The 25,295-nt window shown below is 64.2% G+C and carries 22 protein-coding genes and 2 tRNA genes; 15 read left to right on the top strand and 9 right to left on the bottom strand.

What is annotated here, in order from left to right; genetic code table 11:
- Nucleotides 1-93 precede the first annotated feature (93 nt).
- The 7 genes from ACO6D6_RS08835 to ACO6D6_RS08805 all read left to right on the top strand — a co-directional run bounded on the left by ACO6D6_RS08835 (nt 94) and on the right by ACO6D6_RS08805 (nt 12,966).
- Nucleotides 94-2,694, top strand: a complete 2,601-nt coding sequence (locus tag ACO6D6_RS08835) for a DUF7824 domain-containing protein (RefSeq protein WP_484784892.1) — start codon at nt 94-96, stop codon at nt 2,692-2,694.
- 452 nt (nt 2,695-3,146) lie between these two features.
- Nucleotides 3,147-6,899: a YobI family P-loop NTPase gene (locus ACO6D6_RS08830; protein WP_484784891.1), complete on the top strand. Its 3,753-nt coding sequence runs from the start codon at nt 3,147-3,149 to the stop codon at nt 6,897-6,899.
- A gap of 189 nt (nt 6,900-7,088) precedes the next feature.
- Nucleotides 7,089-7,250: a hypothetical protein gene (locus ACO6D6_RS08825; protein ID WP_484784890.1), complete on the top strand. Its 162-nt coding sequence runs from the start codon at nt 7,089-7,091 to the stop codon at nt 7,248-7,250.
- 40 nt (nt 7,251-7,290) lie between these two features.
- A complete protein-coding gene (locus ACO6D6_RS08820) occupies nt 7,291-9,810 on the top strand; it encodes a hypothetical protein (RefSeq protein ID WP_484784889.1) in 2,520 nt (839 codons plus the stop codon).
- Between the two features lie 88 nt (nt 9,811-9,898).
- Entirely contained in the window at nt 9,899-10,126 is a 228-nt protein-coding gene (locus ACO6D6_RS08815) for a FitA-like ribbon-helix-helix domain-containing protein (protein WP_126375892.1), read from the top strand.
- Nucleotides 10,123-10,557, top strand: coding sequence for a type II toxin-antitoxin system VapC family toxin (locus ACO6D6_RS08810; RefSeq protein ID WP_484784888.1), 435 nt, complete (start codon nt 10,123-10,125; stop codon nt 10,555-10,557). Before ACO6D6_RS08815 ends, ACO6D6_RS08810 begins: the two co-directional genes overlap by 4 nt.
- 9 nt (nt 10,558-10,566) lie before the next feature.
- Complete coding sequence (locus ACO6D6_RS08805) at nt 10,567-12,966, top strand: DUF7824 domain-containing protein (protein WP_484784887.1); 2,400 nt, start codon at nt 10,567-10,569, stop codon at nt 12,964-12,966.
- A gap of 163 nt (nt 12,967-13,129) precedes the next feature.
- On the opposite strand, the gene ACO6D6_RS08800 is transcribed toward ACO6D6_RS08805, so the two are convergent.
- The 3 genes from ACO6D6_RS08800 to ACO6D6_RS08790 all read right to left on the bottom strand — a co-directional run bounded on the left by ACO6D6_RS08800 (nt 13,130) and on the right by ACO6D6_RS08790 (nt 15,951).
- A complete protein-coding gene (locus ACO6D6_RS08800) occupies nt 13,130-13,984 on the bottom strand; it encodes a nucleotidyl transferase AbiEii/AbiGii toxin family protein (RefSeq protein WP_484784886.1) in 855 nt (284 codons plus the stop codon).
- Nucleotides 13,981-14,538 (bottom strand): type IV toxin-antitoxin system AbiEi family antitoxin domain-containing protein, encoded by a 558-nt coding sequence (locus ACO6D6_RS08795; RefSeq protein WP_484784885.1) that lies wholly within the window; start codon nt 14,536-14,538, stop codon nt 13,981-13,983. Before ACO6D6_RS08795 ends, ACO6D6_RS08800 begins: the two co-directional genes overlap by 4 nt.
- 318 nt (nt 14,539-14,856) lie before the next feature.
- A complete protein-coding gene (locus ACO6D6_RS08790; RefSeq protein ID WP_484784884.1) occupies nt 14,857-15,951 on the bottom strand; it encodes a DUF2207 domain-containing protein in 1,095 nt (364 codons plus the stop codon).
- A gap of 78 nt (nt 15,952-16,029) precedes the next feature.
- Here ACO6D6_RS08790 and ACO6D6_RS08785 point away from each other — a divergent pair, with 78 nt between their 5' ends.
- The 4 genes from ACO6D6_RS08785 to ACO6D6_RS08770 all read left to right on the top strand — a co-directional run bounded on the left by ACO6D6_RS08785 (nt 16,030) and on the right by ACO6D6_RS08770 (nt 18,917).
- Nucleotides 16,030-16,392 (top strand): TfoX/Sxy family protein, encoded by a 363-nt coding sequence (locus ACO6D6_RS08785; RefSeq protein WP_484784883.1) that lies wholly within the window; start codon nt 16,030-16,032, stop codon nt 16,390-16,392.
- A gap of 45 nt (nt 16,393-16,437) precedes the next feature.
- Nucleotides 16,438-16,512: transfer RNA gene (locus tag ACO6D6_RS08780), tRNA-His, on the top strand.
- A gap of 28 nt (nt 16,513-16,540) precedes the next feature.
- The gene (locus ACO6D6_RS08775; RefSeq protein WP_484784882.1) at nt 16,541-18,709 is read left to right on the top strand and encodes a hypothetical protein; all 2,169 of its coding nucleotides are present in this window, start codon (nt 16,541-16,543) and stop codon (nt 18,707-18,709) included.
- 135 nt (nt 18,710-18,844) lie between these two features.
- Nucleotides 18,845-18,917, top strand: a tRNA-Ala gene (locus ACO6D6_RS08770).
- A 119-nt stretch (nt 18,918-19,036) separates the two neighbouring features.
- Here the strand turns inward: ACO6D6_RS08770 and ACO6D6_RS08765 are convergent.
- From ACO6D6_RS08765 to ACO6D6_RS08745, 5 genes are all read right to left on the bottom strand, one after another.
- The gene (locus tag ACO6D6_RS08765; RefSeq protein ID WP_484784881.1) at nt 19,037-19,672 is read right to left on the bottom strand and encodes a hypothetical protein; all 636 of its coding nucleotides are present in this window, start codon (nt 19,670-19,672) and stop codon (nt 19,037-19,039) included.
- Nucleotides 19,673-19,735: 63 nt separating this feature from the next.
- Complete coding sequence (locus tag ACO6D6_RS08760) at nt 19,736-19,912, bottom strand: hypothetical protein (RefSeq protein ID WP_484784880.1); 177 nt, start codon at nt 19,910-19,912, stop codon at nt 19,736-19,738.
- A 444-nt stretch (nt 19,913-20,356) separates the two neighbouring features.
- A complete protein-coding gene (locus ACO6D6_RS08755; protein ID WP_484784879.1) occupies nt 20,357-20,629 on the bottom strand; it encodes a hypothetical protein in 273 nt (90 codons plus the stop codon).
- 244 nt (nt 20,630-20,873) lie between these two features.
- The gene (locus ACO6D6_RS08750; protein ID WP_484784878.1) at nt 20,874-21,203 is read right to left on the bottom strand and encodes a hypothetical protein; all 330 of its coding nucleotides are present in this window, start codon (nt 21,201-21,203) and stop codon (nt 20,874-20,876) included.
- Nucleotides 21,204-21,292: 89 nt separating this feature from the next.
- Nucleotides 21,293-21,856 carry a hypothetical protein gene (locus ACO6D6_RS08745; protein WP_484784877.1) on the bottom strand — a complete coding sequence of 188 codons (564 nt, stop codon included), beginning with the start codon at nt 21,854-21,856 and terminating at the stop codon, nt 21,293-21,295.
- Nucleotides 21,857-22,299: 443 nt separating this feature from the next.
- On the opposite strand from ACO6D6_RS08745, the gene ACO6D6_RS08740 reads away from it, so the two are divergent.
- The 4 genes from ACO6D6_RS08740 (at nt 22,300) to ACO6D6_RS08725 (ending at nt 24,331) form a co-directional block, all read left to right on the top strand.
- Nucleotides 22,300-23,523 (top strand): dicarboxylate/amino acid:cation symporter, encoded by a 1,224-nt coding sequence (locus ACO6D6_RS08740; protein WP_484784876.1) that lies wholly within the window; start codon nt 22,300-22,302, stop codon nt 23,521-23,523.
- A 64-nt stretch (nt 23,524-23,587) separates the two neighbouring features.
- Nucleotides 23,588-23,998 carry a cupin domain-containing protein gene (locus ACO6D6_RS08735; protein WP_484784875.1) on the top strand — a complete coding sequence of 137 codons (411 nt, stop codon included), beginning with the start codon at nt 23,588-23,590 and terminating at the stop codon, nt 23,996-23,998.
- A 13-nt stretch (nt 23,999-24,011) separates the two neighbouring features.
- Nucleotides 24,012-24,152, top strand: a complete 141-nt coding sequence (locus ACO6D6_RS08730; protein WP_484784874.1) for a hypothetical protein — start codon at nt 24,012-24,014, stop codon at nt 24,150-24,152.
- Nucleotides 24,149-24,331: a carboxymuconolactone decarboxylase family protein gene (locus tag ACO6D6_RS08725; protein ID WP_484784873.1), complete on the top strand. Its 183-nt coding sequence runs from the start codon at nt 24,149-24,151 to the stop codon at nt 24,329-24,331. The genes ACO6D6_RS08730 and ACO6D6_RS08725 overlap by 4 nt, the downstream gene beginning before the upstream one ends.
- Nucleotides 24,332-24,403: 72 nt before the next feature.
- On the opposite strand, the gene ACO6D6_RS08720 is transcribed toward ACO6D6_RS08725, so the two are convergent.
- Nucleotides 24,404-25,264: a DUF817 domain-containing protein gene (locus ACO6D6_RS08720; RefSeq protein WP_484784872.1), complete on the bottom strand. Its 861-nt coding sequence runs from the start codon at nt 25,262-25,264 to the stop codon at nt 24,404-24,406.
- Nucleotides 25,265-25,295 lie beyond the last annotated feature (31 nt).

The raw sequence follows: 25,295 nt of genomic DNA, 5'->3' as shown, positions 1-25,295 counted from the left end.
TGTTGCCCGCTGCCCTCCCGGCCGCTCCACTGCTGGAATCATGGAGTGGAATCGGACCCACGAAACCCGCCGCCCAGAGGACAGGAGCCCACCATGACAGACCGGGACCTCACCCCGGAGGAGACCGACCTCGTCCGGATGACCAAGGAGGCCACCAGCCTTGGGCACCTCACCGAGCAGCTGGAATCAATGGACCCCGAGGAGCGGGCGGCGAGGTCGCGGGTGTTGAAGAAGGGCCGTCACGCCATCAAGACAGCGTTGCTCGACAAATGGCAGATCCCCGATGCACGCCTGATGCTGATCACCGCCGCGCTGGGCAGCACCCCCGCCCAGACCGCCGCGGCGTTCGGTTTCTCGACGGTCACATCCTTGGAGGACGAAGACACCATCGACGAGGCGGTTGCCCTGCTCGCCGGTCGGGGCGCCAGCTGGGTGGAGAAGCTCGTGGCGGCCCTGCTGAGGAAACGCAACCAACTCTGGCGGATCAGCCATTTCGTCAGCCCCTTGTGCGTCGCCCTGGACCTGCCGCTGCCAGGGGCGGACCACACCAACTACTGGACGGGCTGGTCCAGCAACAACTCCGATCCCACCCCCGGCAGGCGCTGGCAGGAACACTTCCTGCAGGCCTGCGAATCCCCGAACGCCCTCACCTTTCCCGGCCTCGGCAGGGACGAGTCCGGCATCCGCGAGAAGGCGAAGGCCCTGCGGGAACGGGAACCCACGAACGACCCCGCCCTGCTGGACGCGCTGCTCCGGGTCGTCGAACGCGGCGACCGCCCCACCGCCCAGCAGGCCGTCGTGCACTGGCTGCGGGCGCTGGACCTGGAGGGCCTGCTCGCCGCGGAGCGGACCCGCCTGTTGGCGGGCCTGCCGAACGCCGACAAAACCGTAGTGAAACTCTTCACCGGGTGTCTGCTGGCCGAGGGGCTCGGCGACGACGACCTGACCGCCCTGGCCCTTGACGTCCTGGTCCGCAAGGAGAAGGGCGTCAAACGCGACGTCCTGAAAGCCCTCCGCGGGTTGGGGACGCCGTCGCAGGATCTCGTCGGGACCGTCGAGGCGCTGGTCGTCGACGCGGATGCCACCACCGCCGAGCTGGCCCGGGAACTCCTGAACCACTGGAACGCCGCCCCGCCCGAGGAGGAGCCGCTCGGGTTGTGGCTGGAGCCGTCGCTGCCGGAACCGGAGCCTCTCCCCGAATTCGCCGACGACGCCCTGGTCCTCGACGAACCCGCCCTGCTGGCGCTGCTCACCGACATCGACACCCGCTGGTGGTTGAGCGCCTTCCGTTACGAGCGTCTCCTCGCGACCCTCGTCGCCACCGCCCACGCAGGTGATCCCGAGTATCTGGTCCGGCTGATCAGGCGGAACGTGTCGCCGGATGACTGGTGTGGTTTCCTGACCCGGCTGGTCGTGTGCCTGGGTGACGGTACCATTGTCCCGGGCCGGGGCGTCCGGCCCGCCGCATCGCGGGGAGGTCCCCTGTCCTTCCTCACGGCGCAGCGGGCCCGCGACGTCCTCGGCCTGCTTGGTGAACTGCCCTGCCTGTTGTCCACCCCCACCCACGAGGGGTTCCGCATCGCCTGGGAGGTCTTCCGGAAGCGGGTGGGCAGGTTCCGGGAGGCCGGGGTGGAGTTGGTTCCCACCGATGTCGCCGTGGCCCTGGCCCGTCTTGACCGCACCTGCGCCCCGCGGGATGTCTCCGACTTCGATCTGCCCATCCGCGGCGTCGAGGTCCGCCTGTCCGAGGTGCTCACCCTGTGGCGCGACGCCGAACCCCGTCCCGGCGCGCTCCGGCTCAGCCTGCCATCCGAGGGCGATCGTCCGCACCTGAACCGTCCCGTCTGGAGGCTGATCGCCGACGGCGATGTGCCCTGCACTTTCGAACCGCTCGGTCTGCGCAACGCCTGGGCGGACCAATTCCACCCGGATCGCAGCTTCGACTGGGAGGTGGTGCGGGACCTGCCCGAGGCCTGGCCGGAACCGGACCCCAACGCGGTGATCCGCATCGAGTCGATGGGGGACGACGGCACCGAGGTTCGCGTCCGGCCCCGCGGCTCAACCATCTACATCTCGGATTCCGAGGCCACCCTGACGCTGCTCCCGGAGCACCCGACCCGCCCCGCGGCGCTGGTCCTGCAGGACCTCGGGAATTACTCTCCCACCAAAGCGGTTGACGGTTTCCTCCCGATCGCGAGGGTGGCGGAGCGGTTCGGGCCGGTGTTGTCGTTCGTCACCCTAGCCGTGATCTCGGGGGCGGCACTGAAGGACCGTGACCGCGTCGCCGAGGCCCTCCTGACCGCCTGGGACGAGGGCCGCCTGCGCCCCGGCGACCTCGTCGACGCCTGGCGGAGCCCCTGGTGGGACGACCTCAACGACACGTCGTGGACGCGACGCGAAACCTGGCCCCATTCGCCCGCGAAAACGGTGACGATCCTGTGCACCGTCGCCGACGCCGGCGGTCTGGCCCTGGCCTGGCCGTTGCTGGCGGCAATCGCGGAGGAACTCGCGGGGCAGCGGAAAACCACGGCAGCGACAGGAACGGCACTGGAGGCGGTGCTGCGTTACCTCCCGGAGGTGCAGGCGGCGGGGGTCGCCGTCGACCTGCCGAACGTCACGTCACTGGCCGCCCGGAAAGGCAACAGCAAGGCGGTGACGGTCGCGAAGCGGATCGTCGGGTTTCAAGGTTCCTGAAGAAACTGGCCTCCCGGTTCGGCGGTGACCTTGGTTTCTCCCCACGCACCTTCGCCGAGAAACTCATCGGGGCAAGTTTCGCCGAGCTCGAGAAGTTCGCGATGGGTGTTCGTCGCAGAGCCGTGTAGGGTCTGGGGCACAACGACAGGCTCAGAGGCCCGGCCCGCGATTCCGTGATCTGAAGTCAGCCTTCGACGCCAAACGGGTTGAAGGATTCGAGTTCCTCTCAGAATGGACTGGCGAGGAAACCAACCCCGATGACGACTTTCACCGGTTGGCTCCTCACAGGGGACCCGAGGACCACATCCGAGAAACCGGTTTGGCCGCTGTGGCGATCGGATCGGAGTTGGTAGGTGAGCATGCACACCTTGACATGTCGAGGGACCTTGGGACGCTACCGGTGTGGGGACGCCGAGCCTGCTTCGCTCACGATTCTCCGAGATACTGATCCCATGCTTCAGATCGGACAGCCAGACGAGGTTGCGGATGCTCCCACCTCTGGCCTGCACTCCACAGCCTCGGACCCGTTCGGCACAAAGGCCACTCCTGATGTGAAACTTCGGTCTCTGGCACCGCGGTACGAGCAGAGCCAGCATGAGTCGTACGTCCGCCATCTGGAGTCTGCTGTTGAGGACCCCAAAAACAAGAACATCGCACTCACTGGTCGATATGGGACAGGCAAATCAAGCATCCTCGACGAGTTCTTGGAGCGGCAGTCAAACAAAGGACAGAAGACGCTCCGGATCAGCATCAACACGCTTGGACCCGATGGCGATAAAGACCTTACGAACCGCATTCAGAAAGAGTTGGTCAAGCAACTCGTCTATCGAGCTGCTCCTGGTGAGGTCAAACGATCTCGGTTTGCTCGTAGCAAGAAACCGAGCCGGTATAGGTCGCTTTTGGACGCCGGCGTGTCGAGCGTTATCGTTTGCGGCTTGCTGTGGTTCTTCGGGGTGCGACCAAACCCGGATGTCCTCGGGGATATCCACCCGGTGTTCCCTATGGTCGCGTTCATGGTGCTGGTGGCGGCTGCCTTCTGGGCTGCCCGGCGGCTCGTCGGCAACCGCTTGGTGTCGCAGTTCTCGACCGGAGGTGCATCGATCTCGTTTGCGGACCCACCTGATTCGTATTTCGACGAATACCTTGATGAACTCGTGGCCTTCTTTGAAGCCACGCAACCTGACGTAGTTGTTTTCGAGGATCTGGATAGGTTTGATGACCCACGGATCTTCGATTCGCTGCGTGAACTAAATACCCTGATCAACGCATCTGCCGCCTGGAAGGACAAGGAACACCCTTTACGGTTCGTCTACGCCATCAAGGACAGTCTCTTCGAGAAGCTCGGCAGTGAGACGCGTTTCGAGGAGCCACCTGGGGATCCCGTTCAGGAGGAGAGCAAAAAGGGAGTCACCGAGTCGAACTCTTTGTCTCAACGTGATGCTGTCGAGGCAGAGGTGGAGCGCGCGAATCGGACGAAGTTCTTTGAGATCGTCATCCCCGTCGTTCCGTTCTTGTCCCACAACAATGCACGGGACTTGCTGAGTGCTGCTGTGGCGGAGTTGAACATGCCGGAGGAGACGAGGATCAGTCGGGGCTTGCTCGATCTTGTTGCCCGGCATGTCACGGACATGCGCCTCATGATCAACATCTGCAATGAGTTCGCTGTCTTCGCCGAGCGGCTCCTGTGGATCCCGGCCCAGGATCGCGCACCCGGCATGACCGCGGACAATCTGTTCGCCATTGTCGTGTACAAGAACTTCCACCTGACCGATTTCGAAAAACTACCTCGCCGAGCCAGCGACCTGGATGCTCTCGAAAGAGTACGTCGACGCCTGATCCGCGACGAGATCGCGAAACTCCAGCAGAAGCGAAGCGATGCGGCACTCAACGAAAGGCATCTGAACCAACAGGAGAAGCTCGCCCACGCTCTTGGTAATCGCCTGCAAACACTGCTCAAAGCTACTGGAAAATCCATCAGCTCTATCACGGTCGGGAACCAGTCATTCGGCCCCGAATCAGTCCAAGAAGTTTTCTTTTGGAAGACTGTGGCCAAAAATCAGAATGCGTCGGTTGACCTGCATACCTATTCAGGCTACTACATTCAGCTCTCCTTCGCCGACTTGTCGGTTCTCTTCTCCGAATGCGCCGAACCTTACCGGTGGTCTGATCAGGCCGCGGAAGAGCTTTCCGAGCAGCGCTCAATCATCGACAAAGAAGTGACTTGGCTTCGCGGTGCGAATTTCCAGGATCTGGTCAATGAATCGCGTTATCGGGTCAATAATAAGCCTTTCGAGGGTCATCTAGCTAGGATTCTGAAATCCGAGTTGGCACGTGACCTCGTGCGACGCGGATTCGTGGATCGATACTACGCGGAGTACTCAGCAGCCTTCTATGGCAGTTTCCTCGGCGTTGATGTGGCGAACTTTTTTCGTAACAGTGTTTGGCCGAACGAGATGGACATCTACGCCCAATTCACAACCAATAATGCGGTGCTCAACATTATTGAACAAGCGCCGACTGACTTCACCAGTTCCCGTAGTGTCCTCAACATTCAGATCATTGACCACCTGCTCGATCGTCTGCCAGCGCGAGCCGAGGAAGTCGTGGCCTTCATCGCAACCAATCAAAGTGAAGACATCCGCGCCTTCTTGGAGGCGTACTTCAATGACTCAAGCTCCCTCAAAGTCAAGCTAATCGCTGCCTTGGCTCGGTATCCTTGGTCCGGAGTGTTCGATCACTTGGCGCTTCCCGGAGCGGTCAGCGATGAGGGCATGAGGACGGAGCTTCTCGATGCGGCGTTACTGGCAGCGCACGACACGGAGCGTTACACGCTGAGCGAAGAAGCACGTGCCCTGATCGTCGACCGGCACGCAAGCCTGACGGCGTTCACCCAGGAGCATGATGCGGCCAGGGTGGCTGTGGTTTGGTCATTCGCTCAGCGCTCGGATCTGACTGTCCCTTCGCTCTCCCCCTTGTCCGACGGCATTCGAACCGCGCTGGTGAAGGAGGGCGCGTACACCCTCGCCCTTTCCAACCTGCGGACCGCGCTTCATCTCGAGGAGACGGCTCCACCAACGCTGGATCGCATCCTCAAGGATGAGGATGTCTGGCTGCGATGCCGAAATGACATCGACACCTACCTCGATGCCGTAACGGGTGACCGTTCCATGGACTGGGCCGTGGACAGCGCTTCAACCTTGGCAAGCATTATTTCCGAGCAGTCCAGCGAGTGGAACAAATCACAAATTCAATCCTTACTGACCTTGGCTAGTCCCAAGGCTTCACTCCCCGATCTTTCCGCCGCGCCTCAAACCACGTGGACGTCAATCGCGGAATCACAAAGGTTTGTTCCAAACGTGACAAACCTCGATTCCTACTCAAAAGAATTTGGCGTAGACGACCCCTTGGCAAAGATTCTGGTCGGAGAGTCAGGCAAACCTATCGAAATCTCGGGCATTGATGAAGCCTCCGCTGTTTCCCTCCACGACCTGACAGTCACGATCCTAAACGCGTCCAGCAGCTTGAAGGCTGAGGATCGTGTTCAGCTTGCGCTTCAGCTGAATCCGCAACGACCATTGGATTCCTCGTCCGTGACGGAGATTCAACCATCCGGGGATGATCTTCTGGCTCACGCTCTCGAATCTGGGCTCCTTCCGGATACCGCTGACACCTTCACCCACTTCCTCACAGGCGGATGGGCGTCGGTATCCGCCGCCTTCAAGGTCTCAACCTCAGCGGAAAGTTTCCTCACGCCATCCTTCATTGCAGGGCATGTGCATGAGCTTCTCGCCGATCCACAGGTTCCCGATTCGCTCAAAGTACGTGTGATTCAGGATCTTGAATCCTATGCCGCCGACGCCGATACAGAGAGCGCTGTCCTTTCCGCTGCCGCAGCCTTCGCCCACGCCAAGCAGATCCGCTTGAAACCTGCCTGCGTACGGATGGTTGCATCCTATTCGGCAGTACCAGAGCAAATCCTCTGGCAACTGGCCACCCCGGAAGATGAGATGAGTGGAGAAGAAATCAAGTACATCCTTGGCTCACTCGGTGGCGAGTACGGCGGCTTCAACGGCGAGACCAGCCATGAATTCGATGTTCCCGTGACAGCCTCAACGAAATCGGTGCTAGACCGTCTCAAGCGTGACGAACTCATTGAACTGCCCAGCGGAGGACCGAGGGGCAGGCAGAAGGTGCGTATTCTCTGATGCCCGCCAATCTCGCTCTCGCGCCACCACACTTCAGCTCGACGGACAACGAGGCTTACTACATAGGGGGGGTTTCGACCTTCCCCAGCTGATGCTTTAGCCCAAGGGGATGCAAAACGGCTTACCCGGTTTGAGATAATTCAAGGTATCGAACAAAACCTCAGGTGAAATGCAAGTTGTTGTCGGGGCATGGATGACGCCCGGCGTCTCAAGGAGAATGAGCGCATTCGTTACGGGCTCGTCGTCTCCGTCAAAACAGCGGTTGAGACCTCCACCACCATTCACGCCGAGGTGCGCGAAGCACTCCGACTGCAGCAGCGGCAGCCCACCCGGGTGCGCGCCCGGGCGTGAGGATGGTCGCATTGTCACCCACCACCGATAGGTTCACCCCATGACCTGGGATGCTGACAAGTTCACAGAGCTGATCATGGAGCCGGATTCGATCTCCGATCTTCTCGCGCGGCTCACCGCCCTTCCCGAGGCCGACCGTACCTCCACGCGCCGGGCTTTCGGGAAGGCCCTGCCCGAGCTGCGCCAGAGGCTGCGCACCCCGCAGACGTGCGAACGCTTCTCGCTGCTCGCGGCCACCCTCGACTGCTCCGTCACGCAGACCCTCGCGACTTTCACCCCGTGGTCGATGACCCTCCTGGCCCGCGACGAGGCGGCCCACGACCACGTCTTGACCCGGTTCCTGGCGCGCGGCCGCGACTGGACCGGCCGGTTCGTCACCGCCGTGATGAAACGACGGCCCATCGCCCGGGTTGCCGTTGCGCTGGTCGACCCGCTCGTCACCGCCCACGAACTGCCCCTTCCCACCGACGCCGGCTACCTGGAGGACTGGTTGAAGCGCTGCTTCCTGCCCCGCCCCGGGGTGCGGTGGACGGAACAGTTCCTGATCGCCTGCACCGCCCAGAACGCGTTCCGGTTCCAAACCGACTTCTGGGCCGATGAGGCCAGGGCCGGCGACGTCCGCGCCCGCGTCGCGCAGCTCCGCGACCTCGGCGAGTTCGACGACGCGACGGTGAGCAGGGCGTTGATCCAGATCCTTGAGCGCGGCGACAACCGCAACGCGCAGCGCGGCGCCCTGGACTGGCTCGTCGGGCTGGGCCTGGCCCCGCAGCTCTGGGAGGAACGCGCCCGCCTGATCGCCGCCCTCCCCTCCGTCCAACCCAACGTCCTGGCCCGCGTCCTGGATGCGGTGATCCAGCCCGGGACCACACCCGGCGAACTGGCGGAGATCGCCGTCGCGGTGCTGCCCCGGCAGGAGAAACAACCCCACCGCGACGTGCTGCGGGCGTTGTCGCGGGTGGGATCCCCAACACCGGAGCTGCTGGAGACGGTTCGTTTCATCACATCCGGGCAGGATTCCGTCGCGGCCGGGCTGGCCCTTTCGCTGCTCGACGGCTGGGGCGAGTCGAAGCCCGAGGCCGAGGTCTCCGGTCTGTGGCACAACCCCTCCGGCCCGGATCCCGACCCGCTCCCGGAGTTCACCGATCAGGCCCTGGTGCTCGACGACCTCGCCTTCGCCGACCTGCTGACCAAGGTCCTGAGGTCCTACCAGGATGATGAGCACATCCTGGCGTGTTTCGTCGCGACGGCGCACGCCAGGGGTCGCGAGGTCGTGACGACGGCCTTCGAGAACCTGGGCAGGTTTGACACCAACACGCCGCTGCGGGAGGCGCTGGCCCGGTTCCTGGGACGCCCGGTGAACAAGTCGTGGCAGCTGGCGCGTGAATCCCGCTTGTCGCGGCTGGCGACCGCCCGGGTCTCGGCCGCGCTGGAGCGTCTCGGCGAACTGCCGTGCCTGCTCGCGACCCCTAGCCACAGCGCGTTGCGCATCTCCTGGGAGGTTTTCACCGACCGCGCCCGCCGGTACCGCGACGCGGGCCTGGAGCTGGGCGCCGTGGATATCGCGGCCGCCCTGACCCGGCTCGACGGCACCATCCCCGAGGACCTCACGGACCTCGACCAGCCCATCGGGGAGGTCGGGGTTTCGTTGGCCGAGGTGCTCGCCGCATGGCGCGACCACCCGGCACCACCCACCGAACTCGCCCCGGCCGAGAACGGGTCCTCGTTCCTTGAGGCCCGGATCTGCGGCGGAGAACCGCTCGCCTTCGAGTTGCTGGGGCTGCCGCCGACCGACCAGCCCACGGAACCGGCCACTCACTGGAGCAGCGCGGAGCACCCGTTCGCCCTCCAGCTGTTCCCCATGTTCCCGGCCGTCCCTGCGTTGCAGGCCCTGCAGGTGTTGACCGGCGCCAAGGGAAGCCAAGGGTGGCAGGCCCTGCGGGTGTTGCAGGGGTTCGTCGGAGCGGCCCGGTCGTTCGGATCGGTGCCGTCGCTGGCGGTCGTCGGGGTGTGCGCGCAGCTGCCTCCCGAATCCTGGGACGAGGCCGCCGTTTTGCTGATCGACGCCTGGAACGACGGCCGCCTGCTGCCCAGCGACCTCGCCGCGGCCTGGCGCAACCCATGGCGGACTCGCTTGAAAACCCCGCCCCACCGGCTGGTTAAAACCCTCAACCACGTCGCGGACACGGGTGGCCTGGCCCTCGTGTGGCCGCTGCTGGTGGAGGTGTGCGAGGAACTGGCGGGAATGAAACAGGTCCCCGCCTCCGCGCTCGGCCTGCTGGAGGCGGTGCTGCACCACCTCCCGGATGTGCGGGCCGCGGGAGTCACCGTCGACCTGCCGAACGTCGCGGCACTGGCCGCCCGGAAGGGCAACAGCAAGGCGGTGACAGTCGCGAGGCGGATCGTCGAAGCCACCCCGATGGTTCACCACACCGGACAGGAGATGCGGACAGTCCTGGAGGAGATTCCGCCTCCGGACGAGAAGTTCATCGCAGATGTCGCCGGGGCCGTGAACTTCGTGACCCACGGAAGAACAGGTCCGAAGGAAGGCGCACAATTCTGAACACGCAATCCCGCGACCGCCCCGCGCACAGGTTCGATACCGAGCACCTCCCCATGAAGCCGTGCTTGCATACTGCTAGCATAGTTTCATGACCACCCTGTACATTCGCGACGTGCCCGACGATGTGGCCGAGACGCTCAAGCAGCGTGCCGCTGCGCGGGGGCAGTCCTTGTCGGCCTATGTCGCCGCCGAACTCAAGCAGATCGCGTCGCGACCCACGAATGCGGAGATCATCGACCGGCTCCGCGCCATGGATCGCACATCCGGGCCCGGCCGCGAGGAGATCCTGGCCGAGATCGCGGCGAATCGCCGGTGATCGTCGTCGATGCCTCCGCCATGATAGAAGTTCTGGTAGGGGGTGACACCGACCCGGCGCTGCTCGATGAACTGACTGGCGACATCGCAGCCCCACACGTGCTGGACCTTGAGGTCCTGTCGGTACTGCGCGGCCTGACGTTGGCGGGAAAACTCGCCCCGGAGACCGCTGACCGGGCCCTGCAAGAGTACTTCCAGCTGAACATTCAGCGCCACAGCACGGCGCTGCTCGCCGAACGCATCTGGCAGCTCCGCTACCAGTTCACCGCCTATGACGCCAGCTACCTCGCCTTGGCCGAGGCGCTCGGTGTCCCCCTCATCACCTGTGACAAGAAACTGGCGCCACCGGGCCACCGGGCCGAGGTGAGACTTTTCCCCTCTGACACCGAATCGACGATGATCGCGGGTGGATTTGTCGCCCATCGCGGATAGGTTCATCCCATGACCTGGAACGCCGACACCCTGGCCGCTTTCCTTCTCGAATCGAAATCGTTCAAGGATCTCGTCGTGGCCCTCGACGATCTCACCGAGGCCGATCGTTCGGCGATCCGCAAAGCGATCGGCAAGGCCCTTCCCTCCCTGCGCCGACGTTTGGGGGAGGGCCGTAGAAGCGGACACCTGATTCTGCTGACGGCGGCGGTCGGCGCCACCCCCGCGCAATGCGCCACGGTTTTCTCCCCCTGGGACATCTGGAAGCTGATGCGGTTGCCCATCACCCGCGACCGATTGCTCTCCTGGCTGGCCGGCAACGGTCCGGAATGGGCCGGCGACCTCATCGCACGCCTGCTGAAACGCCGCGACGGAGCCGAAACCTACGCCGAACTGATCGACGAACTCGTCCTCGCCCTCGACCTCCCGATTCCCGACGACCCCGGGTTCCTGACGGGATGGGCGACGGAAGACAACACTGTCCCCAGACCGGGACGCCGCTGGGAGGAACACTTCATCGCCGCCTGCGCCGCCCCGAACGCCCTCGGCCAGTACCTCGTCGCCGATCAACGTCCCCAGGTCCAGGCCCGGATCCAGGAGGCCGTCGCGGACCTGCGGGTGACCGAACCCACCGACGACGAGGCCCTGCTGCTGGCTCTCCTCCAGGTGTTCGAACGCGGCGACAACCGCCCCTCACAGCAGTTCGCCCTGATCCAGATCGCAGGTCTGGGCCTGATCCCTCTGCTCACGAAACATCTCGACCGCTTCCTGGCGGCCCTGCCGAACGCCGATCCCGTCGTCGTGAAATTCGCGGTCGAACAGCTGCTGCCCCTCGGCCTGGGCGAGGACCACCTGACCACACTGGCCCTGGACGTGCTGGCCCGCAAGGAGAAGGGAGTCAAACGCACCGTCCTCAAGGCGCTGCGCTCAGTGAACGACCCGTCGCAGGACCTGGTGGAGATGCTCACCGCAACCACCACCGGCTCCGACTCCACCGCCGCCGGACTGGCCCGGGAACTCCTCGACGGCTGGGGAACGGCCACCGGCCCGGCCGAGTCGTTGGGGTTGTGGCGCGACCCGCTCGGCATCCCTCCCGAGCCCCTCGACGATCTGGACCGGCTCCTGGACGAGGTGGAGTTCGACGAACTGATCCACCGGCTGGAGAGCAAAGCCACGGGGAGCTGGGTGTCCGTTGAGGACCACGAACGCAGCTTGGCGGCGCTGGTCGCGCTGGGGTGGGCCGAGGGACGCGACGCCGTCGTCGAGACGCTGCACGACAAGCTGAACCACGACCCGAACACATATGAGATGTGGAAGCAGCTGATGCAGCGCTGGCTGCAGCGGGTGGCCGGCCGGAAGGAACGCGGCAGGTCACCCCGGGGTGCGGCACTCACGCGGGTCGCGATTCGGCGCTGCAACGACGTCCTGGATGCTGTTGGACGGGTGCCGTGTCTGCTTTCCACCCCCACCCACGAGAACAACCGGGTCTCCTGGGAGAAGTTCCGGGACCGGCTGCGCCGCTACGCCGAGAAGGACGTGGACGTGCTGCCGATCGACCTGTTCGTCGCCCTGGGGCGGATCGACCGCTCCGAGGCCGCGCCCTGCACCCTGCCGGGCCGCGTCGCCGGGGGACGAACCGTGCAGGAGGTCGTTGATATCTGGCTGAGCACCCCCGCCGAACCGGGCCGGATGAGTTTTGTTCCCCCCAGCGTCTTCGGGAACGAACAGAGCAACCAAGCCTGCCGCAGGGTGCGCATGGAAGGCGACGAACCCGTGGTCGCGAAGATCCTCAAGGTCGCGGGACCGTGGGACAGGGCGCGCCGAGCACCGGATCGCAGCGGGGAACACGAAATCGGCAGCACCCTGCTCCCGGCGCACCCCATATGGGCGGCCACTGCCGCCCAGGTGAACCTGCCCTTCGGCAGCAGCTCCGCCTGGGAGATCACCGAGGCGGTCGCCTCCGTGTTTCACGTGGACCCGGTCATGGCTCTCCTCGTCCTCGTCTTCACGAGCGAGGCCTCTCCTCAGGGTCGCGACGAGATCGCGGGGGCGCTGCTGACGGCGTGGGACGAGTCCCGGCTGGACCCGGAGGTGCTCGTCGCGGCCTGGGAAAGTCCTTGGCGTCAGGAGTGGCGCGACGACATCGCGCCTGTGAAGGTGGCATCCATGCTCACGAGCATCTCGGAGGCCGGTGGCCTGGCCCTGGCGTGGCCACTGCTGACGAGGATCGCGGAGGAGCTGGCGGGGGCGGAGAAGCTCCCCACCGGGGTCGCGACCGTCCTGGAATCGGTGCTCCATCTCCTGCCGGAAGTACCCGGGAAACCGGACCTGCCCAACGTCGCGGCGCTGGCCGCACGGAAGGGCAGCAGCAAGGCGGTGAAGGTGGCGCGTCAGATGGTCGCCGCCGACTGATCCGCAGGGAAGCCCCGGTTCTGCAACACTCGTCGAGATGAGCAGGTCACACGGCGTCACGAGTCCGAAGCTGATCAATGGGGTTGCTTCAGCTAGCTTGACGCCGACTGTGGTGGTGCAAAGCACACCGCGCGAAAAGACATGTGGCCTTGGCCTTGCTCGGTTAATCGTTGGGTGTGGAGACGAAAACGGGATCAATGAAGCGGGCGACGAGGGTGATCTGATCGTCGAGCTGGGCTTCGCAGACCTCTTCGAGGTGCTCTTTGCGCCGCCAAGCGGCCCACTTAGCCTGTTCGATGGCGCCATGGCCCTTCAAATGAGGGCTGACAGGTTCGAGGGTCACGCCACGGTAGCGGGCGACTGCTTCGGCGGATCGTCGCAGCTTGTAAGGGTCGAAGCCCTGACGGCAGAGTTGGACGATGTCGACGTAGTCGCGCCATCTGGTGCTGGTGATGCCGCGTTCCAGGATGGTGATGGCCTTCTCGGCGATGGTTGTCTCGGCCGCGTATCCCAGTAGCTGTAATGGCTCACCGAGTACTCGGTCGATTGAAACGATGCAGGGTTCTGGAATGATGGGATCTCCTGTGGAGACATCCCATGTCGAGGTGCCCCTCCACGGTCCGATGGACGCTTTCATGCGTATCCGATAACCGGGGTAGTCGGCGTGTTCTCGAATCTCCTGGATGCTGATGCTGTTGATGTCGAAGGTTACGCCGTCGTCGGATGGCACCTCGGCGAGTTGGGTCACGACGAATGTGAGGTGTTCGGGAGTGACGTCGGCGTTGATCGCGTTCGCGTCGATGTCCTTGGTGGGACGACGAACGCCGTACGCAGCAAGCAGGATTCCGCCCTTGAGCACGAAGTCATCCCCGTGCTCGCTGCGGACGAGGCGGTCCAGGAAGGATTCGAGTAGGTGTCGAACCAGGTATTCCTGAGTGGGTGCCGGCCCTCCGGTTCTGCTCGCCGTGGATCGAGCCTTGGACTGGAGGATAGTGAAGACTTCTTCGCCTCGCGTCATGACAGCGTCTCCAGGGCGTGAAGCAGCGGAGTCTTGGCTCGAGGGAGCTGCAGGGCGATCCGCATCAGGGTGTTGGGTTTCCCGCCGCGGCGCAGCCATTCCTTTAGGGCGTCTCGTGCGGTCTCGTAGCCGAGCTGGCCGCGCAGGCGGAACGCGTCCGCGATGCAGCGTTCGGGGGAGTAGAGCCCGATCGACAGGTCCGTGCCGTCGATGGGGATCTCATCGCGACCGAGGTCGAAGGTGGCGGCATCAAACTGGTGCCAGGTGATCGCGTGCTCGGTTGCGGGAGAGCGTCCGCCGCGGGGGATCGCGACATCGAGAGTGTCGGGAATGGCGTCAGTCAAGTCATGGTGGGCGAGCGCAGAAGTGAGGCAGATCGTCGCATCGGATCGCCGGGTCGCGGCTTCGACCAGGCCCCAGTCCACGGCTGGCGCATCTGCGGGGAGGTAGATGCCGCGTGCGACCCGAGTCAGGCCGCCAGCCCAGGCCGCCCGGTAGAGGCCGGTGCGGGACAGTCCAGCGCGGTCAGCGGTTGACGGGGTGATCGGTGTCACGTTCTCACCTCAACTCGGGCGGCATGAAATGTCTACAGGTAATAGTAGCTGATTACGTTTCGTCCCGCTCTGGTGTCGAAGTGAAGCGAATCAAAACGCCCCTGTGAGTTGACAGGGCGGTTTTGGTTCTGGGGCGTGACTCGTCTGGACTGTTGGTGCTGATGGGCCGAGATGTAGGTTGTGGGCCCGCCGGGTGACGCGGTGTCAGTCCATTCGCCCTCGCAGGTCAGCGCCTCCATCTCAACACGAAAAACCCCTTTCGGACGCCGAAAACCGCGTTGAGTGCTGCATAACCGGGGAGTCGCGGGCGGAGTGTCCTCAGAAGTCGAAGTCGAAATCGATTCCGTCCAGGAAATCCCCCAGATCGAAGCCGTCGAACAGACCGCCGATGCCGTCGAACAGGCCATCAGCGCCGTCGAGGAGGTCCAGGGTGAACATCTGGAACACCAGCTCCCCCGCCACGTCGGCGCCGATGTCGATCCAGTCGATGTCCCAGTCGACGTTTCGTTCGATGGCGAGTTCGCGGAAGATCTTGACCCAGTGGTCGGCGACCCCGAAAACCATCGCGTAGGGCAGGTAGCGGCTGAAGGTGTTCTCCGCCTCCTCGAAGCGGATCTGCCCGGCCTCGGCGGTCGCGAGGTACTGCTTGAAACCGAGGGCCTGGATGCGCGTGGCCGTGCCCGCGCCGGTGCGGGGCACGCGACGTCTCGACCCGAAGGCGGCGACGACACCCGAAGCGACGAACAGGGCTGCGGCCGGTATGCCCATGGTGTCCCCTCCGGCGATCACCAGCGCGGCGACACCCGCCGCCATCCCGGCCACCAGGCCCCAGAACCTGTGCCCTCGGCCGCCCGGGTTCGGGTTCTGCCGGTACCAGCCACGGCGGCTGGTCTCCTCGTAGATGTCGGCGGTGAGCTGCCGGAACACCTTCTTGTGTCTGCGCACCAGCTCCGACATCCGAATCGCCTGCCCCCGCGGGAAGGCCCTCTCCAGGAACGTCCTCTCGTAGCGCATCAGGCTGGAGCGGGATTTTTTGCAGGGGTGCAGCAACCAGTCCTTCCCGCGTCGCCTGCCCTTGCCGTCGTCGACCACCTTGATGCGCAGGAATCCGCGGGAGGCGAGGTCGACGATGGTCGCGGTGAGGTCGCGGGAGTCCACCATCCCGTCGATGACCATCCCGATCAGCCCCGGAGTGACGTCGCGCGGCGGGGTGAAGGCGACGGGGAAGGGGCCCTTGTACTCGGTGGATCGGAGCCGTTTGGTGGGGGTTGCCTTCCGTTCCTTCCGCGGCGGCAGGACACCGGGCGTCAGGCCGTCGTAGATCTCGTCGTGCGAGGCGAGGATCCGCTTGAGAAGCAGTCTCGCCGACCCCAGGAACACGACCACCGCCACGGCGAGCACAAACCATCCCATGGAAGAAGTCTCCCGCATCAGTAAGGTCACTGGCAGTATTTGGTCTTGAACAGGGCCCCGACCCGTACGAGGAGCACCATGACCGACCCCAGGGCAGCGCAGACCGAGCTCGTCGCCCGGCTCCATGGGATCCTGGCCGACGAACCCACCACCCGCGTGATCCCGATGTTCGGGTCGCGTGCCTTCATGGTGCGCGACAAGATGGTGTGCTGCGCTCTCAAGGGCGGGCACCTGCTGGCGCACGTCGATCCCGACGACGACGCGACCCTTTCCGGGGAACCCGGCGCCTCCCCCGCCGAAATGGGCCCGGGACGTGAGATGGGGCCCGGCTGGATCCAGGTGTCGGCGGAGGTGATCACCGACGACGACCGCCTGCGTTTCTGGGTCGATTCCTGCATGGCGTTCAACCGCACCCAAACACTGGGTTCGAAACAGCCGTGACCACTCCTCGACTCCGGTCGATCGGGTCTTCTACACTCGTTGCCACGGCGTGTAGCTCAGCAGTAGAGCACCGGGCTATGGACCCGGAAGGCGCAGGGGCAGCACCTGCCACGCCGGCCAGGTTCGTGTCGCCGCCCGGAGGGACATCGTGAGTCAGTACGTCCACCACCAGCTCCTGCGGGCGATGCGCACCGCCGCCGACCATCCCGACCCGGCCGTCCGGGAAGCCGCCCTGGAGCGGGTGGAACGCTGGCGGCAGGTGATCGACGGCATGACGGATGGCGCCCTGAGGATCGGCAGTCGCAGGCCGCTCGCCGGGCTTCCCGCCTGGGTGACCCTCAGGGTGGTGCGGGGCGGGTTCGCCACCGGCAAAGCAGCCGCTGCCATCCCGCCGGCCATAGACGAGAGGCTCCGCGCCCAACGGCTCGGCATCGAGGCCACCCGCCAGGCGATCTTCGAGTCGTGGCTGACCCCAGAAGGCCTGGCCGAGCTGGAGGTCCTGCTGGAAACCGGCGCCTACAACGTCGGTTTCCCGGAGCACGCCGTCCTCCTGAGCGTCGCTGCCCTGCTGAGGCACGGCGCCAGCGACTCCGTTCGCGCGCTGCTCGACGAGGTTTCGCCGCTGGCCGGGTCGCTGCGGTTCTCGCCGTACCCGGGTGCGCCATCCCCCCTGCGACCGGGCCAGGTGTCGCGGTGGACGGCCCGGCAGGTCGCGGGTGCCCTGGAAAAGGCCCGCGTCAATCCGCGGGTCGCGGCGGAACGCGAGGCCCTGACCGTCTGGCTGCCGCTGACCGACAAGGTGGTGGCGTTCTGGGCGGGCATCGTCGAGGCACCCGCCTTCGACGAGGGCCACATCGACGAGGCCCGTGCGCTGGTCGCCGACTACGAAAGGGCGGCGCAGCAGCACATCCACTGCCGCAAGTACCGCCGACCGGGTGAGAACCTGCCGATCCTGATCGACGCGCTGCGGCAGGCGATCGACGGGCAAGGAGCGTGGCCGCCCGGGCGGGTGAGGCACGTCCTGTCGCGGATCGAGGCGAAGCGGGGCCTGCCCGGTAGCAAGCGATCCGACGACCTGCGCGCCCGGCAGGCGGTGGCGGCCTCCCGTCCCCTGCATGCCGAGGTGGCGGTGGTTGTCGCGGAGCGGGTGGCGCAGCTGCGCGGGGACGTCGGCCTGACCGATTTTCCCGCCGCCTCCGCACCGATCTCCGACGACGAGGCCACCGACCTGGTGCCCGCCGGCACCCCGCTGCCGGCGTCGGTGCTGCGCACCCTGCGGCTGGGTTTCGTCTCGGATCTGGAGGAGCTGATCGAACTCGGTGTGGTGCCGTCGGCGGAGGTGCTGGCGTCGCTGGTTCCGCAGCTCACCTCCGGACAGGTGGCCTCCTCGGCGGATGACCCGCTGGTCGGCGCGCTGCTCGCCGCCACCTATCGGGCTTTCCGGCAGCGCCGGAGTCTGCTGCTGCTCAACCTGGAACGGCAGGTGCGGTTCAAGGAGCTGCCGTGGGTGGCGGCCCTCCAGGGACTCACGGCCGGCGGCCCCCTCGACGACCCTCTGGTGCTGGCGCGGCGGCTCGGATCTGTGGTGTTGGACGCGTTCCCGGGAACGATCCTGCCGAACGGGTTCATCCGGGAGTACGGCACCCTCCTCGACATGGCGCAGGTGCAGCTGCCGTTGACCGAGGAGCTGGCCGCCGACATCTTCATGGGACGGTTCTCGCCCAAGTTCCAGCAGGCCGCGAAGGTGGCGGCGGAACTGCTGCGCGGGTCGCTGTACGAGCGCTACTACGGCATCGACTACGCCGCCGTGCTGGGGCTGCCGGAACCGGACGGGCACGGGAATGTCGAGGAGTTCGACCGCATGGTCGCCGGGGATGTACCGGCGGGTAGAAGCGTCGCAGCGAACGGCCAGATCATCGAACGCCAGCAGATCCTCACCACCCACAACCTGGCGGTCCTGGTGAAGCTCGGCGTGCAGCCCGACCGGAGCTGGGCCGAGCTGGCGCACCACGCCGCGGGGAGGTCGTTCCAGCTGCTGGAACGCGCGAGGAACAGCCCTTGGCCGCTGCCGGCCATCAAGAACGCCGCCTACGCCTGGCGGCAGGCGGTGTTCTTCCTGTCCATCTGTGGCGACGACACCGCCGCCGAGGCCCTCCGTGACCTCCCCGGGGCAACCACCTGGCCCGCGACCCGGATCCTCGAGGACCTCACCCGCTGCCTCCAGGGCGAACCCGTGACCCCGTTCACTGGCTGGACCCAGGGCCCGCACTGGGTGCAGTCGACGGTCCCGGAAACCAACCCACCCCAAACCGGTTGATCCAAGCCCCGAGACCCAGTCCCACCTTCAAGCTGGTTGAGCCGGGCCGCGACGAAAGAGCAGCCCGTGTCGAAACCACCCTCAACACCCTAACTTCCCCCGAGGCCCCGTCTTCGGGTATGCTTGCCCGGTCTCGGGGCATTAACTCAATTGGTAGAGTGCCACCTTTGCAAGGTGGAAGTTAGGGGTTCGAGTCCCCTATGCTCCACAAACGATCTGCAGCGAATGACAATTTGCTCACCGCGGTCGGCTGTGTTCATCCGCGATCCAAACGCCAACCAGCGAGGCGCTTTGGTCATGGCAAAATTAATGAACTACCAACAAGCCTCACCAGCTAGGTGACTCATAGAATGTCGGACGAACATCGGTCCACTTGGCAGCATGAAAAGCGGCAAGCAAATCCGGATCTATGTCCGAACCCCCCGGTTCGGAACAAATGAAAAAGTCCCACAGCCCTTCAGCACGCCAAGCAACCCATCGCTGACAGGAGTACACTTCTCCAGAATCCCCTTCGCGTTTATAGGAAGCACCGGCAGCAAGCACCCCGTCAAGACTGAAGTTTCCAAGGGATACAACCTCACTGTACCCCCGCATGGGAACCGCCTCACGACTCATCCAAGCATCTCGATAAACCTCAGGATCAATCTTTCCTGTCTCATCAAAACCCACCAAACCCGAGTACTTTTGAAAATACTCGACACTCAACAAATGAACCGAGATTCCCTCTTTGTCACCCTTCTTGTAACTTTTACGGAGGACACGAGCCTCATATCCAGAATGCGGATAAACAAGATGCCACCCCTTGGGTGGTTCAATGATCACAGCTGGCCTACTGGGCGACGTCGTAACCGAATCAGTAGGATTGGGCGAAGGAGCCGACAAAACACACGCCCCCACACCCAGAAGAACAACCAGAACACCAACAGCCCCAAGAACCCTTCTCGCCTCTTTCAGGAATCTCACCCCGGCCTCCTTTCCCACATCCCACCCAAAACAAGATCCACGGAAAACCACCCATTCATAGCATTAAGGATCAACCGACCCATCCACCGCATCGTAGTCCGTGCCATCCTTCACCCACTTCTTGTAGTCGACGTATTGCCGCCCATCCATCTTCTCGAAGGGAACCATGGCATTTTGGCTCTTGTCAAAGAAACTGGAATTCCTCAGATTCGCATCATTGTTGAAATCGATTCCACCCACCAGTCCACATCTTCCGCCCTCGTCGCCGTTGACCCGCACACTCTACCACACTTAAAGGGACGCCGAGACATCTCAGAGCTTCCCGGACGGCGGAAAGTGACGCCCCAGAGCAGCTCGCATCCACCATCCCGCGCGGAGGTCACCTGCCCAAAGAGTGGCGTTTTGAAAGTTGATGTTTTGAAGGGTTTGTCGTTTATATGCCACGCAGCCCTTTTTGCACAGGCCGATCCACACCCGCCGCTTTCCACTCGTTATGGCAAGTAGCCGACACGAAAACCGGAAAGCTGCCCTTAACCCTTGGTCACAGCGGGAGGACGCAGGGGTTCGAGTCCCCTATGGTCCACGAAAAATAGTCTGCAGCGAAGAAGCGCATTGGCTGGCCAGCAGAGGATACCAAGGCGATGGCTGGGATCGGCCTTTGGTGACCGATCCCAGCCTCAGACATCAAGCTTGGAATGACAGCCACGAAGCAATTCCCGCGGCTGTGACAACAACTTGAATTCCAAGCCAGATCAGAACCACCAACAGCCCTCGACGCCGGTGCGGCACGTCGCGTCGCGTCTGCAAAACCAGCACCAATGCCACCAGAGAGAGCCCCAGGGAAACGGGCAGCGCTGGGATCAGGGCGACAACGCTCAGGGCGAGAAGTATCCACACCCAGGTGAGAGAGGATGGCCCTCGGACATTCCGCTCCGCGATCTTGTGTTGCTGTGCCATTACCCCTCCTTGTGACGGTCTGTCTTATGTTTGTCCATGAATCATGCACTGACAAGCCAAGCGCTGGCACCGAGTTTCAGATGCTGGATCTTGTTGAACCGAACACCGAATCCCCTGAACAAGATGTTACCATGCCACGTCGTCTCGCAGACTCCGTGAAAGTTCTACGTCCAGCGACTGGTGTCATTACTCAGGTCAACCGCGACATTGAACTTGGCCCTAGGTGCGGCGCAGGACTTGGTGGCTACAGCCGGCCACCCTGCACTTGATAGATAAAACTCTGCGAGAGCTTGGTGATGGTGATTACAAAAATCGCCTGCTTGACTGAATACGAGGAAAGACGATCGAGGGTTGCATCCTCTTTTTCGCTGGCCGATTCATTCTCCACGCCATTGTCGATCGCGATCTTCGACAGCGCTCCGACCCGTTCAGGATTTGAACCACTGAGCGCTTCTTGCAGTTCTTTCCCAGCAGTACCATCCGAAACGGCCTGCTCAATCCACCCCCGCCGCATCGGTCGCAGCCAGCCGCTTGAGGTTCTCCTCGAATGCTTTTGCCCGGATCGAACAAACATGAAGGGTTGGTCACTCGCCGATCTGTGCCTTGTCGGCCGTATGGCCAAGGCGTGGGGGATCTCCGTCGTCACGCTTCACGACCCACCCCTCAGCGACCCCCTTCGACTCCCTGACGCCCACCCGCGTCGCGTTCCGCCAGCGCGGCGAGGGTGAGCAACTGTTTGCGCATCATCAGCAGGTCACCCCAGGCCAGCAGATACCTCAGGGGCTGTCCCAGTACCCGGCCGATGGGGGGCATCCACAACGCCGCGACCAGCTGGCTGCGAAACCCGGTGATCGTTTCGACGCGGTAGTGGAGGGTGATCGCACCGAAGATCCGGGTCGGACGACCGGCCTTCATCCGCAGCGTCAGCGACTCGCCATCGGTGAAGTCCGTCAGCTCGAAGATCGTCATGAACGACTGCCCCACCGCAAGATCGGTCAGCGACGGATCGGCCCGCCGCGGACTGCGTCGCCCGAAATTGTCCAGCCAGTCGTAAGAGTACGGAGCGCGACGTATCTGGCACAGCCACAGGAAACAGACCTCCCTCGGTGCTTCCACGGCGACGGCGCGAACCGCGAGTCGCGAGCCGGGCGCGACCTCCGGGGTTGGCAACCCCGCCGGTTCCACGGGCACACCCCACACCCACGGCAGCCCGTCACCACGCCCCATCGCACCCACCTTTCAAGTTACTGAACGGAGAATCAAATATTACAGGCCCCGCCCCGAGGCGACGGCGGAACCGGAGCTCAGGTCCTGGCAGAAACGGAACTGGGAGCCTGGCAAAAACGGAGTTCCTGACCCGGCAGTTCCGGAACTCGACCGGAAGCCATGACACGAAAGGCCTTGTCAAACGAGGATTATTCCCAACCGTCAGCAAGCACCACGGGGAGGCTTCCGCTGTGCTCCTCGAAGCACGGAAGCCTTCGGAGGCCCGCACGCTCCCGGCCCTGGACGACCTCCTCCACGAGGAGGTTCTCGTCCTCGAAAACAAACACCGCGGAAGCCCCACAACCGCTGCACGTCCGACAATAGAAGTGGGCATTCCCGGGGGCCGGTCCGATGCCGACCAGGGACAGCTTCCCACCCGGACCGGCTTCCACTACGGTTCAGGGATGAGCACAGAGAAGAACACCGGGTTCAAGTTCGGGGTCCTGCCCCGGATCGTGGTTGCCATTGCGCTGGGGATCCTGCTGGGATCGGTCCTGCCCACCTGGGCCACCCGGATCTTCGTCACCTTCAACGACATCTTCGGCCAGTTCCTGAGCTTCTCCATCCCGCTGATCATCGTCGGGTTGATCACCCCGGCCATCGGGGAGCTGGGGCGCGGCGCCGGAAAGTGGTTGGCGCTGACCGCAGGCCTCGCCTACGCCTCCACTCTCATCGCCGGGCTGATGGGGCTCGGCGCGTCCCTGATGGTGCTGCCCCGGGTGCTGCCCGCCGAGACCGGCGCCCTCGGCAACCCGGATGACGCCCTGCTCAAGCCCTACTTCTCCATCCAGATACCGCCGTTGTTCGGGGTCATGACCGCCCTCATCCTGGCCTTCGTCATCGGCGTGGCACTCACCACCATCAAAGGCAGGGCGCTGCGCACCGGATTCGAGGAGTTCCGAGACATCGTCAACCTCGTGATCTCCAAGATCATCATCCCGCTGCTGCCGATCTACATCTTCGGCATCTTCCTCAACATGACCCAGGGCGGCCAGGTGCTGCTCGTCATCGCCACCTTCCTGGGGGTGGTGGTGTTCGTGTTCATCCTCACCTGGATCATGCTGCTGCTCCAGTACCTCGTCGCCGGGGCCGCCACCGGACGCAACCCGTTCCGGATGCTGGGCACCATGCTGCCCGCCTACCTCACCGCACTGGGCACGTCGTCGTCAGCGGCGACGATTCCCGTCACGCTGCGGCAGTCGATCAAGTCGGGGACCTCGGAGCCGGTGGCGTCGTTCGCGATCCCGCTGTGCGCCACCATCCACCTGGCCGGTTCGACCATCAAGATCACCTGCTTCTCCCTGGCCGTGATGATGCTCTCGGGCATCCCCATCGACCCGGTGCTGATGATCGGGTTCATCTGCATGCTCGGCGTCATGATGGTGGCGGCCCCGGGAGTTCCCGGCGGCGCTATCGTCACCGCCGCGGGCCTGTTGCAGTCGATGCTCGGGTTCAACGAGGCGCAGGTCGGCCTGATGATCGCCACCTACATCGCCATCGACTCCTTCGGCACCGCCACCAACGTCACCGGCGACGGGGCCATCGCCGCCATCATCGACCGGATCATCTCTCGTCGTCAGAAGCCCCGGACCGCGCAGGATCCCGCCCCGGAACCCTCCACCTCGTGATGGGCACAGCTTCCCTTTTGGAATGCAGGGGTAGCGTGTAAATCATCCACATCGGGAGGATCAGATGAGCGACGCAGCATTTGACAGCATCTTCCCTCGCGGGGAGGAGAACACGGCCTTCGGGAAGTACTTCACGGGCCAGAGCTACCTGAACATGCTCAGCACCGAGGGCGTCATGGTGGCCAACGTCACCTTCGAGCCGGGCTGCCGCAACAACTGGCACATCCATCACGCCTCGAAGGGCGGTGGACAGATCCTGCTGTGCACAGCGGGGAGCGGCTGGTTCCAGGCCGAGGGCGAGGACCCGGTCAGTCTGGAACCGGGCTCGGTCGTGACCATCCCGGCGAATCGCAAGCACTGGCACGGCGCCAAGAAGGACTCGTGGTTCAGCCACATCGCCATTGAGGTGCCGGGCGAGGACACCAGCAACGAATGGTGCGAACCCGTTTCCGACGAATACTACGACAACCTCTGAGAGGAACCGGCTCATGGAGAACGTGACGGCGGGCCGGGATATCCTTGGCGATTTCGCCCCGAAGTTCGCGGAGCTGAACGACAACGTGCTGTTCGGCCAGGTGTGGGCCGTGAGGAGCAGCTCTCGCCCCGGGACCGCAGCGTGGTCACGGTGACCGCGCTGATGGCGTCAGGGGTGCTCGACACCTCCCTCAGGGCGCACATCGAGATCGCGAAGAGCAACGGCATCACCCGCGACGAAATGGTGGAGACCCTGACCCACGCGGCGTTCTACGCCGGATGGCCCAAGGCCTGGGCGGCATTCCGCTACGCGAAGGAGATCTACGCCGAGTAGATTTTCACGGTTTTGCAGCACTCAACTCCATTTTGACCGCCAAATCGGGGTTTTACGGCCTTGAGTGCTGCATTACCGGGTGGTTTCGTTCGGGCTCAGTCGGTCGCGGGTGACTCGCGGAGCTCCGCCGCCATAGAGCACCCCCTCCTTGGCCTTGACCGCAGCGACGAGCACGAAACTGAGGGTGATCAGCAGCGCCCAGCTTCCGAACTTGCCGACGTGCACGAGTTGCCATCCGCCGAGCTGGTCGGGGTAGCTCCAGGCCCCCAGGAGGGTGGCGGCGTTCTCCGCCAGCCACAGGAAACCGCCGATCAGGACGAAGGCCTGCGCGGTCGGCATCCAGTAGCGGTCGCCGCCGACGGTGAAGTGGACGGTGGAGCCCCACAACGCCACGAGGAAGGCCACGGCGATCAGCCAGCGCAGGTCGGCGATGAAATGGTGGGTGAAGAAGTTGAGGTAGGCGGCCACCGCCAGCAGGCTCACCGGCAACCAGCGGAACCCGCCGACGCGCAGGTCGAAACGACGAAACGCCTGGCAGATGTAGGAGCCCACCGAGGCGTACATGAACCCGGAGAACACCGGCACCCCCGCGATTCGCACCGCCCCGGCGCCGGGGTAGCTCCACGACCCGGCGTGCACCTTGAACACCTCGAGGGCCAGGCCGATCAGGTGAAAGGCGCAGATGACGCACAGCTCACGCCAGGTCTCCAGCCTCAGGACCACGAACGCCACTTGCACGACGATCACGTAGATCAGCAGCGCGTCGTACCGGGCGACGGGCATCGCGACGCGACCCCAGATCACGGAGGTGACGGCCAAACCGAGGAAGATCGCGACCGGGAAGGCGCAGCAGGCCAGTTCGATGAGCGCGAACTGGACCAGTCGGACGGGCAGCAGCCGCAACCGGGTCAGTGGGCGACGTTCAGCAGGCACTCCGGGATTGTGCCCGACGGATGGCCCATCT

Source organism: Arachnia sp., from assembly GCF_057238465.1.
This window is presented reverse-complemented; position numbering and strand designations above follow the sequence as displayed.